This is a genomic window from Actinomadura sp. KC345 (genome assembly GCF_004348515.1).
In the GTDB taxonomy this organism is placed as follows: Bacteria; Actinomycetota; Actinomycetes; order Streptosporangiales; family Streptosporangiaceae; genus Spirillospora.
In genome coordinates this window covers 1-16,193 of the sequence record NZ_SMKH01000040.1, presented here as the reverse complement: position 1 = coordinate 16,193, position 16,193 = coordinate 1, and the positions used below count along the sequence as shown (strand labels likewise).

Here is a 16,193-nt window from a genome sequence, read left to right as displayed (position 1 = left end):
CGGATCGCGTCCAGCCCGCGCCCGCGGGAACCGTCCCCGGAAAGGCCACGTCACAAGACCATGCGCCGAATGCTGCTCCCGGGATTCTTCGTCACCATCTACTGTGCCTGGGCGTTCTATCCGGCCGTCCTGGCGTACACGTTCACCAGCGGCGAGCGGGCCACGGCGAGCGTCGCCGAATGCACCGGGGGCGGCGGAGGGCCTCGGCCGACCACGGCGACCTGCCACGGCATCTGGGTCACCGAGGACGGAGAGCGCGGCGACGGCGAGATCTACGGACTCGACTACGACCAGACCGTCCTCGGGCGCAACGACGAGGCCGTGCCGGTCCGGGTCGGCCCGCTGGGCCCCTACGCGAACGGGTGGGGCGGCTCATGGCCCTACTTCCTCACCCTGGTGCCGCAGCTGATCTTCACGTTCCTGTTCTTCTGGATACGGCACCGGTTCATCCTCCCCGGCCGGCGGCTCGCCGAGTCGCTGCTCGACGCGTCCGGCGACGTGCTCGTCATCTCCGAACGCGACGGGGTGCGGCGCCCGGACGACTCCCCCTACGCCACGGTCGGCACGAGCCTTGAGCCCCCGCCCGGCCATCGGAGCCTCGACCTTCCGGGGCGCGCCCCGTACACCCGCGACCAGACGACGCTGGGATCGCGCGACCGCCTGTACCGGTTCCAGGCCGTGACGGACACCGCCGGCGCGCCGCTGATGCACGTGGAGCACCGCTCGGACCGCGGCCTGCGCCCCGAGCACGTGCTGCTCGACCCGTCGGGCGTCCCGAAGCTGCTCATCCGCCCGGACACCGAGCGCGGGCCGTTCGCCTACCGGCTGCTGGATCCCGCCGGTGCCGTCGTCGGCTCCGCCGGGCCCGCCGAGGGGCGGAACATGACCACGCAGGAAGTCCGCGACGGCGACGGGACGCTGGTGGCCACCTCGGCCAAGCTCCGCCGCCGCCGTGTGCTGCGGGTCGAGCAGGGCGCCCCGCCGCTCCTGCGGGACGCCTCGATCGCACTCGTCCTGGTCAAGCTCATCAGCATCGACTGATGCCCTGCCAGGGCCCTACCAGGGGCCGAAGACGCGTTCTCCGTTCGCGGCGATCGCCGTGCACAGCTCCGCGACGTCCACGCCCTTGATCTCCGCCATCGCGCGCACGGTGTGCGGGATCAGGTACGAGGCGTTCGGCTTTCCCCGGTGCGGGATCGGCGTCAGGAACGGCGCGTCGGTCTCCACCAGCAGCAGGTCGAGCGGGGCCGCCTTCAGGGCCTCGCGGAGCGGCTCGGCGTTCTTGAACGTGACGTTCCCGGCGAAGCTCATCACGTAGCCGTGCTCGGCGCAGATCTCCGCCATGCGGGCGTCGCCCGAGTAGCAGTGGAAGACGACCTTGTCCGGCGCGCCCTCCTCCTCCAGGACGCCGAGCACGTCGTCGTGGGCGTCGCGGTCGTGGACGACCAGCGCCTTGCCCGTGCGCTTGGCGATGCCGATGTGGGCGCGGAACGAGCGGTGCTGGTCGTCCTTCGGCGCCCAGTCCCGGTAGTAGTCCAGGCCCGTCTCGCCGATGGCGCGGACCTTCGGGTGCGCGGCCAGCCGCTCGACGTCGTCCAGGACGGCGGCGGAGACACCGGTCGTCTCGTTCGGGTGGATCGCCACCGCCGCGTACACGTCGTCGAACTCGCCCGCGGCGTCCACCGCGAAACGCGACGACGGCAGGTCGCACCCGATCGTGACGATCCGCGCGATGCCCGCCGCCCTCGCCGACCTGAGCTGCTCCTGCACGGGGGTGTCGACGATGTCGAGGTGGCAGTGGCTGTCGAACACGTCCACCGGCAGGCGCTCGGGCAGCGGCGGAAACGAGCGGGCGGACTGCCCGTCCCCGTCCCGGCTCACCGGTTCTCCAGCCGCGCGAGCTCCTCGTCCACCACCGAGGACTCCAGCTTCTTGAAGAGCGGGGTCGGCTTGGTCAGCGGAACGCCCGGCTTGATCGGGATCGACTCCCAGCGCGCCTCGGTCGCGTAGTCGCCGGTCAGGACGCGGTAGTCCGGGCCGCCCTCCTCGGAAACGGTCTCCAGCTCCGGCATGCCGCTCCACACGCCCCGCCCGCCGAGCATCTCGTACACCTTCTGCGACGAGTTCGGCAGGAACGGCGTCAGCAGCGTCTTGGCGTCGTCGACGACCTGGAGCGCCGTGTGCAGGATCGACTGGACGCGCGCCGGGTCGTCCTTCAGCTTCCACGGCGCCTGGTCCGACAGGTACCGGTTGGCGTCGCGGACGACGTCGAGCGCCTCGGTCGTCGCGTTCTTGAACCGGGACCGCTCGAGTTCGGCGCCCACGGCCCGGAACGCGTTGCGGCTGCGCTCCATCAGCGCCCGGTCGGCGTCGGTGAGGTCGCCCGCCTCCGGGATCGCGCCGTAGTTCTTCGCCGCCATGTTCACCGAGCGGTTGACGAGGTTGCCCCACGCGGCGACCAGCTCGTCGTTGTTGCGGCGGACGAACTCCGCCCACGTGAAGTCGGTGTCCTGGTTCTCCGGCCCGGCGATCGCGACGTAGTAGCGCAGCGCGTCCACGTCGTAGCGCTCCAGGAAGTCCTGCACGTAGATGACGACCTGGCGGGACGAGGAGAACTTCTTGCCCTCCATCGTCAGGAACTCCGACGACACGACCTCCGTCGGCACGTTCAGCGCGCCGAGCGACCCGGGCGTGCCGCCCCGGTCGCCCTGGCCGCCGTAGCCGAGCAGCATCGCCGGCCAGATCTCGGCGTGGAAGACGATGTTGTCCTTGCCCATGAAGTAGTACGACAGGGCGTCCGGGTCCTGCCACCAGGCGCGCCACGCCTCCGGGTCACCGGACCTCCGGGCCCACTCGATGGACGCGGAGAAGTAGCCGACGACCGCGTCGAACCACACGTACAGCTTCTTGGCCGGGTTGTCGCGCCAGCCGTCCAGCGGGATCGGGACGCCCCAGTCCAGGTCGCGGCTGATCGCGCGGGGCTGGAGGTCGTCCAGCAGGTTCAGCGCGAACTTCAGCACGTTCGGCCGCCACGCCAGCGACCCGCCCTGCTTGCCGCGCAGGTACCGGCCGAGGACCTCGGTGAACGCGGGCAGGTCGAGCATGAAGTGCTCGGTCTCGACGAACTTCGGCGTCTCCCCGTTGATGCGGGACACCGGGTTGATGAGGTCGACGGGGTCGAGCTGGTTGCCGCAGTTGTCGCACTGGTCGCCGCGCGCCCCGTCGTACCCGCAGATCGGGCAGGTGCCCTCGATGTAGCGGTCCGGGAGCGTCCGGCCGGTGGACGGCGAGATCGCGCCCATCGTCTTCTGCGGGAAGATGTAGCCGTTGTCGTACAGGCCCTTGAAGATCTCCTGGACGACCGCGTAGTGGTTCAGCGTCGTCGTCCGGGTGAACAGGTCGTAGGACATGCCGAGGCCGTGCAGGTCCTCGGCGATCACGCCGTTGTAGCGGTCGGCCAGCTCACGGGCGGACACGCCCTCCTTGTCGGCCTGCACCTGGATCGGCGTGCCGTGCTCGTCGGTGCCGCTGACCATCAGGACCTTGCTGCCCGCCATCCGCTGGTAGCGGGCGAACATGTCGGCGGGCAGCGCGAAACCGGAGACGTGCCCGATGTGACGGGGCCCGTTGGCGTACGGCCATGCGGGCGCGGTCAAGATGTGACGGCTTGACGAGGACATGGAATCAAGGGTAGTCGCGCCCCGGAGCCGCATGTGCGCGAGTAGCCTGGTCCGGCGTTCGCGGCGGCGGGGTCCCCGCGGCGCCGTCGGCGCAAGCGTCCGTCGCAGGCACAGGCTCTCCAGAAGGCAGAAGCGAGGCATGGCCCACACCACGGCCGATGAGCAGGGCGTCGAGCAGGCGGCGGGGAACGCGGGACCGGACGAACCCGCCCGGCGCGGCCCGGCCGCACGGGCACTCGCACGGGCACTCGCACGGGCACTCGCACGGGCACTCGCACGGGCGGTCTCCCGGGTGCGGCGGACGCGGCGGGTGGTGTGGCTGTCGCTGCTGGTGGCGGCGTCCGCGGTGCTCGCGCAATGGGTGATCTTCACGCCGCCGCTGTACTTCGACCCCTACTACGTGTGGCTCGCCGCCCGCTCCTGGCCCGACGTCCCGCTCGACGTGTGGCCGTTCTGGGAGGTCCCGCACCAGGTCACCCGGGTGGGCCTCGTGCTGCCCGCGCGCCTCGCGCAGGAGGTCCTCGGCCCCGGCGAGAACGCCTACTTCGCCGTCGCGGCGCTCGGCGGCTGCGCGTTCTTCGCCGGGACGTACCTGGTCGTCCGGTCGCTGTTCGGGGACGTGGCCGGCATCGCGTCCGCGGCGATCCTGCTCGTCCACCCGTTCTTCACGATGACCAACCCGTTCGGCCACGAGATCACCTGGTCGACCGGGGTGATGCTGCCGGACATGCCGGGCGCCGGGCTGTTCGCGATCGGGATGGCGGGCCTGGTCGTCGCGAGCCGCCGGACGGGCCGGGCCCAGACCCGGATGCTCCTGGCCGCCGGGTTCTTCCTCGGCGCGTCGTTCCTCGTCCGGGAGTTCCTGGCGTTCCTGTTCCTCGCCATCCCGGTCTACCTGGCGCTGCTGCGGATCCCGTGGCGCCGCAACGTCACGGTCGGCGCGCCGATGCTGGCGATCCTGGTGCTCAACCTCGTCCACAACCAGCTGGTCTGGGGACAGCCCCTCGCCGGGCTGGTCTCGGCGGCCACGCACGGCGGCCAGTCCCGCGACCACGTGACGCGGGAGCTCGCGCTCCGCTCGTTCCTGCGCGCGATGCACGACTGGCACCCGCTCGGCCTCGTCTTCACCGCCGCGCTGGCGCTCACCGTCGTCGGCTGGGCCGTCACCCGCGACCGGCGGCTGGCGCTGGTCCTGGTCTGGTTCCTCACCCTCGCCGTCCCGCTGACGCTGTTCTCCGGCGTCCTCGACCCGAACGACATCAAGCTGCGGGCCTGGCTGCAGCGGTACTGGTTCGCGGTGCTGCCCGCGCTCCTGGCCGGCGGGTTCGGGTCGCTGATCCTCATGGCCCGGATGCTGCCGTCCGGGCTCGTGTCCCGGCTGCGCCCGCTCATCGTCGTGCTCGCCGGCACCGTGCCTCTCGCGCTGGGCGGGACGTACGCGGTGAGCGCCGTCCGCGCCGTCCCCGACCTGCCGCGCGACAATGCCTGGACCGAACTGCGCGGCTACCTCGCCGGCCACCGCGACATCACGCTGATCTGCGCGGACCGGCGGCTCGCGCAGACCCTCACGTTCTACACGCGGGACGCGTCCGGCGAACCGGTGTGGCAGGGCGAGATCCGCGACTTCCCGCACTACCTGCCCAAGGTTCCGAGGAACGCGACGGAGGGGCCGTTCCTCTACACGCGATGGCGCGGCATGGAGTCACAGATCGCCTCCGGCTGGCGCCCCTCCTCCGCCCAGGGCTGGACCCTCATGTGGCGCTCCTCCGACGGCATCCTCGAACTCTGGAATCCCCCGGCCTCCGGAGGCTAACGGGCCCAGGCGACCCAGTCGCCGGAAACGGTGCGGCGGCTGTCGACGATGTGCCAGCCGGGTGGCGCGCCGTGGCGCCAGGACGCGGTGGCGGGGACGTCCTCGGGCCAGGCCAGGACGACGACGTCGGCGTCCTCCGGCGGCGGGTACCAGCGGGCGTCGAAGACGTCGCCCTCGCTCCACCAGGCCCAGTAGTAGTGCGACAGGCGGATCGTCCACGCGATGTTCCAGTCGACGGCGACGGTCCCCTGCTCGCGCAGCTCGATGCTGTGGCGGATGTCGGTGTGCGCGGTCGCGTCGCGCACCAGCGGGCGGGCGATGCGGTTGGTGGCGGTGACGCACATGCCGACGGCGACGACGGCGAGGACGCCCGCGAGCAGCAGCGGGCCGTGGCGCCGCAGCCGGACGAACACCACGGACGCGAAGAGCAGCACGAGGCCCGCCCAGGTGGCGTGCCACAGGTGGAACGCGGTCCAGTCCCAGGTCAGGAACGCCGTTTCGGGGAAGTCGAAACCCGTGTAGGTGTACAGGGCGAGCAGGTCGCCCGCGTACCACTGGACCACGCACGCGGCGGCGAGGATCAGCGCGGCCGCCGCGGCGGCCGCGCACAGCAGCGCCCGGCGCGACGCCCGCAGCAGGACCGCGACCCCGATGACGAACAGGACCGGGGTGACGCAGGCGAGGTAGCGGCCGTAGGCGTAGTTGCCGATGCGGTACTCCACCGGCAGCGCCGCCGCGGTGGCGAACGCGATGCCGGCCACGATCGCGATGACCGCGAGGGCGAGCGCCCGCGTCCGCCCGGACGTGCCGGGCAGGCCGGACCCGGCGGAGGCGGGGCGGAGCACGGCGAACGCGACGGCGGCGAGGCCGACCGCCGCCACGCCGCCGGTGGCGACGGCCTGGTACCAGACCTGCCCGGTGCCGATCGACAGGATCCAGGCCCAGCCGTCCTCCCTGGTGATCCGCCAGGCGACGTTGGCGCCGAGGTCGTTGTCCCCGTACGGGTACATGTGCGGCAGCAGCGAGTCGTTCAGCATCTTCCCCGCGGCCGCGCCGCCGGCGACGGCGAGGACGGCGAAGAAGACGTCCCGCCGCGGCCGCCACCGGCACACCAGCGCGGCCGCCACCAGCGCCACGTGCACGGCCAGCATGATCGCGCCGCGCGAGTGGCACGCGTAGGCGTAGGCGGCGAGCAGCGAGGCGCCCGTGCCCGCCAGGTGCAGGCGGGCGGGCGAGCGCGGTCCCGCCGGGGACGGGGCGTTGAGCCACGTGTGCGCGAGCAGGAGCCAGCCGGCCAGGATCACCGGCAGGATCGCGTCGGTCAGCACGAACGCGGAGTAGAACAGCACGCACGGCAGCGCCGCCGCGACGTGCGCGAAGGCGTACGACCAGCCCCGGCCGACCCCCAGGCGGCGCAGCAGCAGGAAGGCCAGCGGCAGCATCGCGGCGCTGATCAGCGCGTTGATGACCAGCGCGCCGCGGTAGACGCTCACCGGGTCGTCGCCGAACCAGAACGCGGGGGTGAGCAGCAGGGAGTATCCGCCCTGGTAGACGGTCCCGGACGACATGTCGGCGTCGGGGCCCCCGGTCAGGACCCGGGCGGCGAACAGGTAACCGGACTCGTCCGGCGTCGCCACCGGCACCGTCTGCCCGGAGCCCAGCCAGAGCCGCACCGCGACCTGCGCGAGCCAGCCGAGGCCGAACAGCCAGGCCCAGCGGCGGCGGTCCACCGCGGCCGGGACGGCGTCCTGGCCGGCGGGGGCGACCGGTGGGCGCGCCGCGGCCGGGGGCGAGGAGCCGGCGGCCGCCGGTATTCGGGTGCTCATCGACGTAAGGGCCCCCTGGGCACGGACCGGTCGTCTGCGTCCGGTCCGCCGCGAGAGCCGTCACCCGGTGCGTGCCACCGAGGATCAGGGATGCTCACTGGTGGGAACCGGTCCGGCCGTCACTTCGCGGACGAGCCGTCCTCACCATCGTCGTCGGAGGCCTTCTTCCCGGCCTTCCCGGCCTTCCCGGCGGTGACCTTCTCGCTCTGCGCCTTCTCGTCCTTCTCGCTCTTCTCGTCCTTCTCGTCCTCGCTCGACGCCTTCTTGCTCGACGCCTTCTCGGTCTCGCTCGGCGTCTTCTCGCCCCGGGCGACCTTCCGGGCGGCGGCGTCCACGACCCCGGCGGCCTCCTCGGCCGCGTCGGTGAGCGGCGGGTGCTGGCGGCGGCGGATGCCGAGGATGCTGACGAACAGCGAGGCGAAGATGGCCTGGAAGCTCATCACGAAGGCGGTCGCGGCGGGGACGACGATGCGCAGGGAGTGGCGCGGGTCCAGTTCGCCGAAGCTGTTGAGCCGCCAGTGCAGCAGCGACGCGATGAGTCCGGCCAGACCGGCGACCGCGAGCAGCCCGCCGAGCAGGAGCCCGCGTTCCAGGCTCCACCAGTCGATGATCTTCTGGACGCGCCGGTCATGCGGGAGGAACCCCTCCTGCATGGCGTACACCTTCGTGAGCAGGGCGAACAGGACCGCCTGGAAGCCGATCACCAGTGCGGCGCCGGCGCCGACGAGGGTGTCGACGTCGAAGGCGACCTCCCCGACCGTGACCGGGCCGGTCGACAGCGCGATCCCGGCGACCAGTCCGAGAGTCATGAAGACGAGACCGGGGATGAGGAACAGCCAGCGCGGGCTGTAGAGCATGAGGAACCGGAGATGACGCCATCCGTCACGCCAGGTGTTCAGGTGCGGGGCGCGGGTCCGCCCGTCCGGCGACAGCGTCGTCGGCACCTCGCGGATGTCGTACCCCTGGAGGGTCGCCTTGACGACCATCTCGCTGGCGAACTCCATGCCGCCGGTCTGCAGCCCGAGCCGCATGATCGCTTCCTTGTTGAAGGCGCGCAGCCCGCAGTGGAAGTCGCCGATCTTGCTCCGGAAGAACAGCCGGCCGACGAAGCTGAGGACCGGGTTGCCGAGGTAGCGGTGCAGCGGCGGCATGGCGCCCTCGGCGATGCCGCCCTTGAAGCGGTTGCCCATGACGAGGTCGGCGCCGTCGCGCAGTTCGTCGAGGAACGGCCCGAGCGTGGCGAAGTCGTAGGAGTCGTCGGCGTCGCCCATCGCGACGTACGTGCCCCGCGCCGCGGCGATCCCGCCCATCAGGGCGTTGCCGTACCCCTTGTCGATCACCGGCACGACACGCGCCCCGGCGTCCCGGGCGAGCTGCTGGCTGCCGTCGGTGCTGCCGTTGTCGGCGATGACCACCTCGCCGTCGATGCCCTTGTCCTCGAAGAAGCCGATCGTCTTGCGGACGCAGGTCTCGACCGTCTCGGCCTCGTTCAGACATGGCATCACCACGGAGAGTTCCACGCGATCTCCTTCGTTACCCCTGATGACCGTCTGCGGTGTGATCCATTAATCTTCTTGGTTCCGCGGCGCGGCCCGTCGTCAGTTCATGATGCCTGCCGGGGACGGGTGATGATGGCCGCTCTCGTCAAGAGCACCCGTATCGTGTTGCCCACTTGCAACCGAAAGACCCTCTCCGCCACGGTCGCGGGCGGCAGGCTAGGACGTCAAGCATACGGGCACAGCGGCCCGGAAAGGTTGGGTCGGCTGTGACGCGCGCCGGAGAACGCAGTGCCACCGGACCGGGGGCCGGACACCGAAGGGGAGGTGCGGCAGTGGCGGGCGAATCGCCGCAGGGCACGGCGCTCGGCACGACGCCGGGCACCGCGCCGGACCAGGCCGCGCGGGACAGGGTCGCGGGGGGCGACGACGACATGGGGAGCGAGTCGGGCGGGATCGCGCAGGACGGCGGACCGGGCGTGGCGGGCACCGCCGCGGACCGCGACACGCCCGGGGGGACGAAGATCGGGAAAGATTCGGGCAACGGCCTTTCGGACGACCCGAAAACGGGGGTCAAGACCGGTCCGAAGTCCGGTTCCGCGCTCTCCGCGGGCGAGGCCGACGCACCAACCGCCGGCTCATCCCCCACCGGCTCACCCACCACCGAAGACGACACATCGGACGACGAGGCAGACTCCGGGCGACGGCGGCGCGCACGGGGTCTGTGGACGCTGGCGCGCCGGCACCCGACCTTCAGTGTGATCATTGCCACAGCGGCGCTGCTCCGGGTCATCGCGATGCTCGGCTACCAGCCGGTGATGTTCTTCAACGACAGCTTCGACTACCTGCACGTCGCCACCGACCCGTACCCGCATCCGCTGCGCCCCGACGGCTACGCCTTCCTGCTCCTGCTGCTCAAGCCGTTCCACAGCTTCGCGCTCGTCGCCGCCGTCCAGCACCTCATGGGCCTGTCCATGGGCGTGATGATCTACGCGCTGCTGCGGCGCAGGTGCGGGCTGCCCGGCTGGGGCGCCGCGCTCGCCGCCGCGCCGGTCCTGCTGGACGCCTACCAGCTGCAGCTCGAGCACCTGGTGCTGTCGGACACGATGTTCACCTTCCTGGTGATGAGCGCGGTGACGCTGCTGCTGTGGCACGACCGGCCGTCCTGGAAGATCGCGGCGGCGGTCGGGCTGATCATCGGGCTGTCCTGGCTGACCCGCTCGGTCGGGATGCCGGTGCTCCTCGGCGTGCTGGTGTACATGCTGATCCGCCGCAGCGGCTGGAGGCTCATGGGCGTCACGCTGGCGGCCTGCATGCTGCCCGTGGTGGCCTACATGGGCTGGTACAAGCTCGACAGCGGCAAGTTCGCGATCACCGAGAGCAACGGCATCTTCCTGTACGCGCGGGTCTACAAGTTCGCCGACTGCCACAAGATCGACGACCTGCCGGTGCGCGAGTACGCGCTGTGCACCGAGCCCGCGAACCGGCTGCCGAACTCGCAGGACGGGATCTGGAACGCCCAGTCCCCCCTGAACCGCTACACCGGCCCGCGGTTCAACCCCGACAACAACGCGCTCAGCAACGACTTCGCCAAACGGGCGATCATCGCGCAGCCGGGCGACTATCTGCAGGTGGTCGCGTACGACTTCTTCCGCGTCTTCCGGTGGGAGCGGACGACCTTCCCCGACCCCGACACCTACCGCCAGTACGAGTTCCGCAAGACCACGAGCAGGACGCTGCCCGACTGGCGCATGCAGGGCGGCAGGACGGCGGTCTCCGAGGCGAAGGCGTACGAGCGCGGCGACGCCGAGACCCGCGTCGTCGAGCCGTTCGGCGGCATCGCCCGCGGGTACCAGGACGTCTTCTACCTGCGCGGCACGATGCTCGGCGGCATCCTGCTCATCGGCCTCGCCGGGCTCGTCCCGCTGTGGCGCCGCTTCGGCGGCCAGGCGTTCCTGCCGTGGACGCTCGCGACCGGCCTGCTGCTGGCGCCCGCCGCCACCGCCGAGTTCGACTACCGATACGTGCTGCCGGCCGTCCCGCTGGCGGCGCTCGCCGCCGGGATGGCGTTCTCCCCGGAGTCCCGCGGGACGGTCGCCGGCTGGGGACGCCGCCTGCGGCGCGGCACAGCGGCAACGGAGGCGCCCGAGGTTCCGGCCGAGCGGGCCGAGCCCAAGGTCCCCGAGGTCGCGGCCAAGTAGTCGCTGCCGGTCCCTGTCAGTCCCTGTAGTCCCGCTCGCCCTGTAGTCCCGCTCGGCGTCACCAGGCGTGCATGCGGCGGAGGTGGAACACCATCGCCACGTCCTCGCCGGTGCGGGTCTTCGGGATCTCCTCCACCTTGCCCCGCGTCGCGGACAGCGCCGCCTTGATGTTCTGGCTCTGGCAGCGGGGGCAGGAGCGATCCAGCCAGGGCGTCGTGCAGGGCTGCCCGCCGCGCATGTAGATGACGGCCGCGTTCCCGTGCCCGTCGGTGCAGTGCCGGACCTCCAGCTCCTCCCTCCAGTAAGTCGAGCAGTTCCGGCACTCGAAGACCCAGGTCTCATGGGACGACCATGCCTCCCGCACGCCCATCACCCCCTTCGGCAAGCCCGCCGTGCGCCGACGACTCATCGACGGTGGGGTTATTCCCCGAACGGTCCGCGCGCATCGCCCAGGAAGGCGGCTATTTCCCGGACTGCGCGGCTATTTCCGGGACTGGACGACGGCGTCGTAGACGATGCGCTTCGGGGCGCCGTTCTCCTTGGCGACGTCCGCGATGGCCTGCTTGCGGGGGGTTCCGGCGTCCACCCGCGCGGCGACGGCGGCGGCCAGGTCGGCCGGGTCCGACAGGCCCTTCGGCTCGGGCGCGCCGCCGACCACCACCGTGATCTCGCCGCGGACGCCCTCCCCGGCCCACGCGGCGAGATCACCGAGCGTCCCCCGGCGGACCTCCTCGTAGGTCTTGGTCAGCTCCCGGCAGACGGCGGCGGGACGGGCCGCGCCGAACGCGTCCGCCATGGCCGCGAGCGTGACCGGCAGCCGGCGCGGCGACTCGAAGAACACCATCGTGCGCGGCTCACCGGCGAGCGCCTCCAGCCGCCGGGACCGCTCGCCCGGCTTGCGGGGCGGGAAGCCCTCGAAGCAGAACCGGTCCGCGGGCAGGCCCGACACCACCAGCGCGGTCGTGACGGCGGACGGTCCGGGCAGCACCGAGACCGGCACGTCTTCGGCGACGGCGGCCCGCACGAGCCGGTACCCGGGGTCGGACACCCCCGGCATCCCCGCATCGGTGATCACCAGGACGTCCCGCCCGGACAGCAGCACGTCCAGCAGCTCCGCCGTCCTGCCCGTCTCGTTCTGGTCGTGGTACGACACGACGCGGGCGGTGACCTGCACGCCGAGGTCGCCCGCCAGCCTGCGCAGCCGGCGGGTGTCCTCCGCCGCGATCACCGGCGTACCGGCCAGCGCGTCCCGCAGCCGCGCGGACGCGTCCTCCGCCCGCCCGATCGGCGCCGCCCCGAGCAGCAAAGTCCCTGTCACGTGGGCGACTTTATTGCAGTGTCCTTGGCAGTCGGGCCTTCAAAGCCCTCCCTTCGGCGGGCACTGCGTGCGCTCGCGCCACCACCACCCACACCGAACCCCGCGACAACCGGGACCACTGCGATCGCGTCCGAAGGCAGGTTGCGAGCGAAGCGAGAAACCTGATCGCGCAGCGAGCCGCCAAGGCGAGTTCGGAGCGATGCAGCGATCGCACGCAGTGCCCGCCGAAGGAAGGCCCCTCCAGGGCCCGACCGCCAAGGGCGCTGCAAGCAAACACAGCAGCGGGCGGTTGTGCTCGACCGCCGAGGGGGCTGCAATAGGCTCCCAGGATGGCTACGACGGATCTGGTTTCCGCCCCGGCCGTTGGCTCACGGGGCAGGCCCCCGCTGCGGGAGTGGCTCGCGCCGGCGATCCCGGGCAGCCCGCTGCTGGCCTGGCTCGGCCCGCTGCTGGTGACGCTCTTCGCGGGCGTCCTGCGCTTCGACGGGCTGGGGACGCCGAAGGCCGTCGTCTTCGACGAGACCTACTACGCCAAGGACGCGCTGGCCCTGCTGGAGTTCGGCTGGGAGCGCAACACCGTCGAGAACGCCGACAAGATGCTCATCGCCGACCCGGACGCGAACATCTGGGCCGAGGGCGCCGCGTTCGTCGCGCATCCGCCGTTCGGCAAGTGGATGATCGCGATCGGCGAGTGGATGTTCGGCGCGACGCCGTTCGGATGGCGGTTCGTGCCCGCCCTCCTCGGGACGCTGTCGGTGCTGATCCTGTGCCGGCTCGCCCGCCGGATGACCGGCTCGACACTGCTGGGCTGCGCCGCCGGGCTGCTGCTCGCGTTGGACGGACTGCACTTCGTGACCAGCCGGGCCGCGCTGCTGGACATCTTCGTGATGTTCTGGATCCTCGCCGGGTTCGCGTGCCTCGTGAACGACCGGGACCGCTCCCGGCGCGTCCTCGCCGAGAAGATCGAAGGCGGGGACACCTCCGTCCACGGGCCGTTCCTCGCGCACGGCTGGCGGTACGCCGCGGGAATCTGCCTCGGCCTGGCCTGCGCCACCAAGTGGACGGGCGTCTTCTACGTCGCCGCGTTCGGGCTGATGGTCGTGCTGTGGGACTACGGCGCCCGCCGCGCGGCCGGAGTCCGGGCGCCGTTCGCCGGGACGATGCTGCTGGAGGCCGTCCCCGCGTTCGTCCAGCTGGTCGTGGTCGGGCTGGTGACCTACGTGGCGACCTGGTGGGGCTGGATCTTCAGGCCGGGCGGCTGGGGACGCGGCGACGTGTCCGGCTTCGTGCTCTGGCGCCCGTTCGAGGCCCTGCCAGACCTGTGGCGGTACCACGGGCAGATCCTCGGCTTCCACAGCGGGCTGGACGACGAGCACCCGTACCAGTCGTGGCCGTGGGACTGGCCGATCCTGCGGCGTCCGGTCGCGTTCTTCTACACCGAGCCGAAGAACGCGTGCGGCGACGCGGGGCGCTGCTCCCGCGAGATCCTCGGGATCGGCACGCCCGCGCTGTGGTGGGGCGCGCTGGCCGCGCTGATCGTCGTCGCGTTCATCTGGGTCATGCTGCGGGACTGGCGGGCCGGGGCGATCCTGCTCGCGTTCGCGGCCGGGTGGCTGACCTGGTTCCCCTCGGCGTTCAACGAGCGCACGATGTTCCTGTTCTACGCCACGCCGCTGATCCCGTTCATGGTGCTGGCGGTCGTCCTCGTCATCGGGTACCTGATCGGGCCCGCGCCCGCCGGGGTGGCGGGCGCCCATGCCGCGCGGCCCGGCGCGCACGATGTGGGCAAGCGCGATCTGGACGACCACGACGCGGATGCCGCGGGCGGGGTGCGGGCGCCGGAGCCCGTGCCGTCGGCGGGGACGCGGCGGCTGATCGGCGCCGCCGCCGCGGGGGCGTTCATGCTGGTGGTGCTGGCGAACTTCGCCTACTTCCACCCGATCCTGACCGCCGACACGATCCCCTACGAGAACTGGCACGACCGGATCTGGTTCCAGTCCTGGGTCTGACGCCCCGTGGTAGGTGGCGGGGTGATCAGGCGGCGGGATGGTCACGTGGCGGCTTCGGCGGTGACCGCCTTGGCGGCGCGCGGGCGGAGCGTCCGGGCGCCGGCGAGGCAGAGCACCAGGGCGAGGACGCCGCCGACGCCGGCCCCGGCGAACGCGCCCGGGACGCCCCCCGCGTCCTGCCCGACGCCGGAGACGAAGGAGCCGAGGGAGGCGCCCGCGCCGACCGCCGCGACGACCCACGCGAACGCCTCGGTGACGGTCCCGCTCGGTGCGAGCCGGTCGACGAGCGCGAAGCTGCACGCGAGCACCGGCGCGAGGAAGACGCCGCTGGCGAACGCGAGCACCGACATGACCGGCAGGCTCGGCGCGAGGACCAGCGGGAGGTAGCCGACGGCGAGCGCGGCGAGCAGCCACGGCAGCCGCCGGTGCGGCTCCCCCGCCCACGGCCGGGCGCCGTAGACGATGCCCCCGGCGAACGCGCCGCCCGCCATGCACGCCAGCAGCAGCCCGGACGCCAGGTCGCGGCCGGACCGTTCGGCGTAGGCGACGACGGCCACGGCGTAGACGCCGAGCGCGATCCCCGCGCAGGCGAGCGAGAGCAGCAGGATCCGCAGCCCCGGGGAGCGCAGCGGCCCGGCCCAGTCGGCGGCGCGCGGCTCGCCCGTCCATCGGCGCGACGGCCGGGACAGCGTGACGACCAGCGTCCCGGTGATGCCGAACGCTCCGGTGAGCAGCAGCGCGGCCTCGGTGTTCAGGACGGCCGCGGCGACCACGATCAGCGGGCCGACGGTGAAGAGGATCTCCTGGGAGGCCGCGTCGAGCGCGTAGGCGGCGTCGACCTGCTCCTGTCCGTCCAGGACGTCCGGCCACAGGGCGCGCAGCCCCGCCTCCAGCGGCGGTGTGGCGAACCCGGCGAGGACCACCGCGATGACGGCCACCGGCAGCGGGTCCGCGCCGACCGCGGCGAGCAGGCCGAAGCCCGCGGCGGAGGCGCAGGCGGCCGGGAGCAGGACGGGCGGCTGGCCGAACCGGTCCATGACCCGGCCGAGGACGGGCTGGCCCGCCGCCGTCGCGAGGCCCAGGATCGCGGCGAGCGTCCCGGCGAGGGTGTATCCGCCGTCGTCCGCGCGGATGTGCAGCACGACGGCGAGCATCCCCATGCCGTTGGGCAGCCTCCCGAGGAGGGTGCCGCCGAGCAGCCTCGCCGCGAACGGCCTCCGCAGGAAGACGACATAGCCGCGCATAGATGGCCCCCGCACGATTCCAGTCATACGTATTACCCGCCTGGTCATACGTACCACTTGAGGGCGGCTCCGCTCTAGTCTTATTCCGTTCCGATCCGCTCACAGGAGGCACCCGTGTCGTTAGCCGGCCGTCCCACCAGCAAGGACGTGGCTCAGGAGGCCGGGGTCTCGCAGTCCACGGTCTCGCTCGTGCTGGGCGGCAAGTGGGAGGGCCGGGTCTCCCCCGCCACCGCGAGCGGCGTCCGCGACGCCGCCGAGCGCCTCGGCTACCGCCCCAACCAGGCGGCCCGGAACCTGCGGCTCGGCACCACCCGGACCGTCCTGCTGCTCGTCCCGACCCTGACCGCGCCGTTCTTCGGCCCCGTCTACACGGGCGCGGCCCGCGCCGCGGCCCGGCACGGCTTCGGCGTCGTCGTCTCGACCTGGCCGGACGACGCGGACGGCCCGGCAGGCAGCCCGTTCGGATCACCGGACGAGGCGATCGACGGGATCCTCGCGTCCTCGATGCCGCTGAGCGCCCTCAGCGGGTTCCGCCAGACCCCCGCCGTGATGCTCGACAGCGGCCCCCACACCACAGGCCGGGCGGACGACGCGGGGGGCGACGGG

Annotated in this window: 12 protein-coding genes; 5 read left to right on the top strand and 7 right to left on the bottom strand. The window is 72.2% G+C overall.

Features of this window, described 5'->3' with window-relative positions:
- Positions 1–69 precede the first annotated feature (69 nt).
- On the top strand, positions 70–1,041 hold the full coding sequence (locus E1281_RS09675) for a hypothetical protein (protein WP_131876938.1): 972 nt from the start codon (positions 70–72) through the stop codon (positions 1,039–1,041).
- Positions 1,042–1,056: 15 nt separating this feature from the next.
- Here the strand turns inward: E1281_RS09675 and E1281_RS09670 are convergent, their stop codons facing one another.
- Together E1281_RS09670 and metG are read right to left on the bottom strand one after the other, a co-directional pair.
- Positions 1,057–1,881 (bottom strand): TatD family hydrolase, encoded by an 825-nt coding sequence (locus E1281_RS09670; protein WP_131876937.1) that lies wholly within the window; start codon positions 1,879–1,881, stop codon positions 1,057–1,059.
- Complete coding sequence (metG, locus tag E1281_RS09665) at positions 1,878–3,680, bottom strand: methionine--tRNA ligase (RefSeq protein ID WP_131876936.1); 1,803 nt, start codon at positions 3,678–3,680, stop codon at positions 1,878–1,880. The genes E1281_RS09670 and metG overlap by 4 nt, the downstream gene beginning before the upstream one ends.
- Positions 3,681–3,819: 139 nt before the next feature.
- On the opposite strand from metG, the gene E1281_RS09660 reads away from it, so the two are divergent.
- Entirely contained in the window at positions 3,820–5,493 is a 1,674-nt protein-coding gene (locus tag E1281_RS09660) for a glycosyltransferase family 39 protein (RefSeq protein ID WP_207943194.1), read from the top strand.
- On the opposite strand, the gene E1281_RS09655 is transcribed toward E1281_RS09660, so the two are convergent.
- Positions 5,490–7,319, bottom strand: coding sequence for a hypothetical protein (locus tag E1281_RS09655; RefSeq protein ID WP_131876935.1), 1,830 nt, complete (start codon positions 7,317–7,319; stop codon positions 5,490–5,492). The genes E1281_RS09660 and E1281_RS09655 overlap by 4 nt on opposite strands.
- 119 nt (positions 7,320–7,438) lie before the next feature.
- Positions 7,439–8,839 (bottom strand): glycosyltransferase family 2 protein, encoded by a 1,401-nt coding sequence (locus tag E1281_RS09650; RefSeq protein ID WP_131876934.1) that lies wholly within the window; start codon positions 8,837–8,839, stop codon positions 7,439–7,441.
- Between the two features lie 311 nt (positions 8,840–9,150).
- On the opposite strand from E1281_RS09650, the gene E1281_RS09645 reads away from it, so the two are divergent.
- Positions 9,151–11,016 (top strand): glycosyltransferase family 39 protein, encoded by a 1,866-nt coding sequence (locus E1281_RS09645; protein ID WP_243716757.1) that lies wholly within the window; start codon positions 9,151–9,153, stop codon positions 11,014–11,016.
- Between the two features lie 58 nt (positions 11,017–11,074).
- Here E1281_RS09645 and E1281_RS09640 read toward each other — a convergent pair whose 3' ends face one another.
- Positions 11,075–11,425, bottom strand: a complete 351-nt coding sequence (locus E1281_RS09640; RefSeq protein ID WP_131876933.1) for a hypothetical protein — start codon at positions 11,423–11,425, stop codon at positions 11,075–11,077.
- Between the two features lie 72 nt (positions 11,426–11,497).
- The gene (gene rsmI / locus E1281_RS09635; protein WP_243716755.1) at positions 11,498–12,334 is read right to left on the bottom strand and encodes a 16S rRNA (cytidine(1402)-2'-O)-methyltransferase; all 837 of its coding nucleotides are present in this window, start codon (positions 12,332–12,334) and stop codon (positions 11,498–11,500) included.
- A 329-nt stretch (positions 12,335–12,663) separates the two neighbouring features.
- Between rsmI and E1281_RS09630 the strand changes: the two genes are divergently transcribed.
- A complete protein-coding gene (locus E1281_RS09630; protein ID WP_131876932.1) occupies positions 12,664–14,343 on the top strand; it encodes a phospholipid carrier-dependent glycosyltransferase in 1,680 nt (559 codons plus the stop codon).
- A 41-nt stretch (positions 14,344–14,384) separates the two neighbouring features.
- Here the strand turns inward: E1281_RS09630 and E1281_RS09625 are convergent, their stop codons facing one another.
- Entirely contained in the window at positions 14,385–15,602 is a 1,218-nt protein-coding gene (locus tag E1281_RS09625; RefSeq protein ID WP_243716753.1) for an MFS transporter, read from the bottom strand.
- Positions 15,603–15,701: 99 nt separating this feature from the next.
- Between E1281_RS09625 and E1281_RS09620 the strand changes: the two genes are divergently transcribed.
- Positions 15,702–16,193, top strand: a 492-nt coding sequence (locus E1281_RS09620) for a LacI family DNA-binding transcriptional regulator (RefSeq protein ID WP_131876931.1), incomplete at its 3' end; no start/stop codon positions are given.

Coding starts and splice junctions, on each gene's coding strand:
- E1281_RS09630 (WP_131876932.1), top strand. CDS start 12,664: ATGGCTACGACGGATCTGGTTTCCGCCCCGGCCGTTGGCTCACGGGGC.
- E1281_RS09640 (WP_131876933.1), bottom strand. CDS start 11,425: ATGAGTCGTCGGCGCACGGCGGGCTTGCCGAAGGGGGTGATGGGCGTG.
- E1281_RS09660 (WP_207943194.1), top strand. CDS start 3,820: ATGGCCCACACCACGGCCGATGAGCAGGGCGTCGAGCAGGCGGCGGGG.
- metG (WP_131876936.1), bottom strand. CDS start 3,680: ATGTCCTCGTCAAGCCGTCACATCTTGACCGCGCCCGCATGGCCGTAC.
- E1281_RS09655 (WP_131876935.1), bottom strand. CDS start 7,319: ATGAGCACCCGAATACCGGCGGCCGCCGGCTCCTCGCCCCCGGCCGCG.
- E1281_RS09675 (WP_131876938.1), top strand. CDS start 70: ATGCTGCTCCCGGGATTCTTCGTCACCATCTACTGTGCCTGGGCGTTC.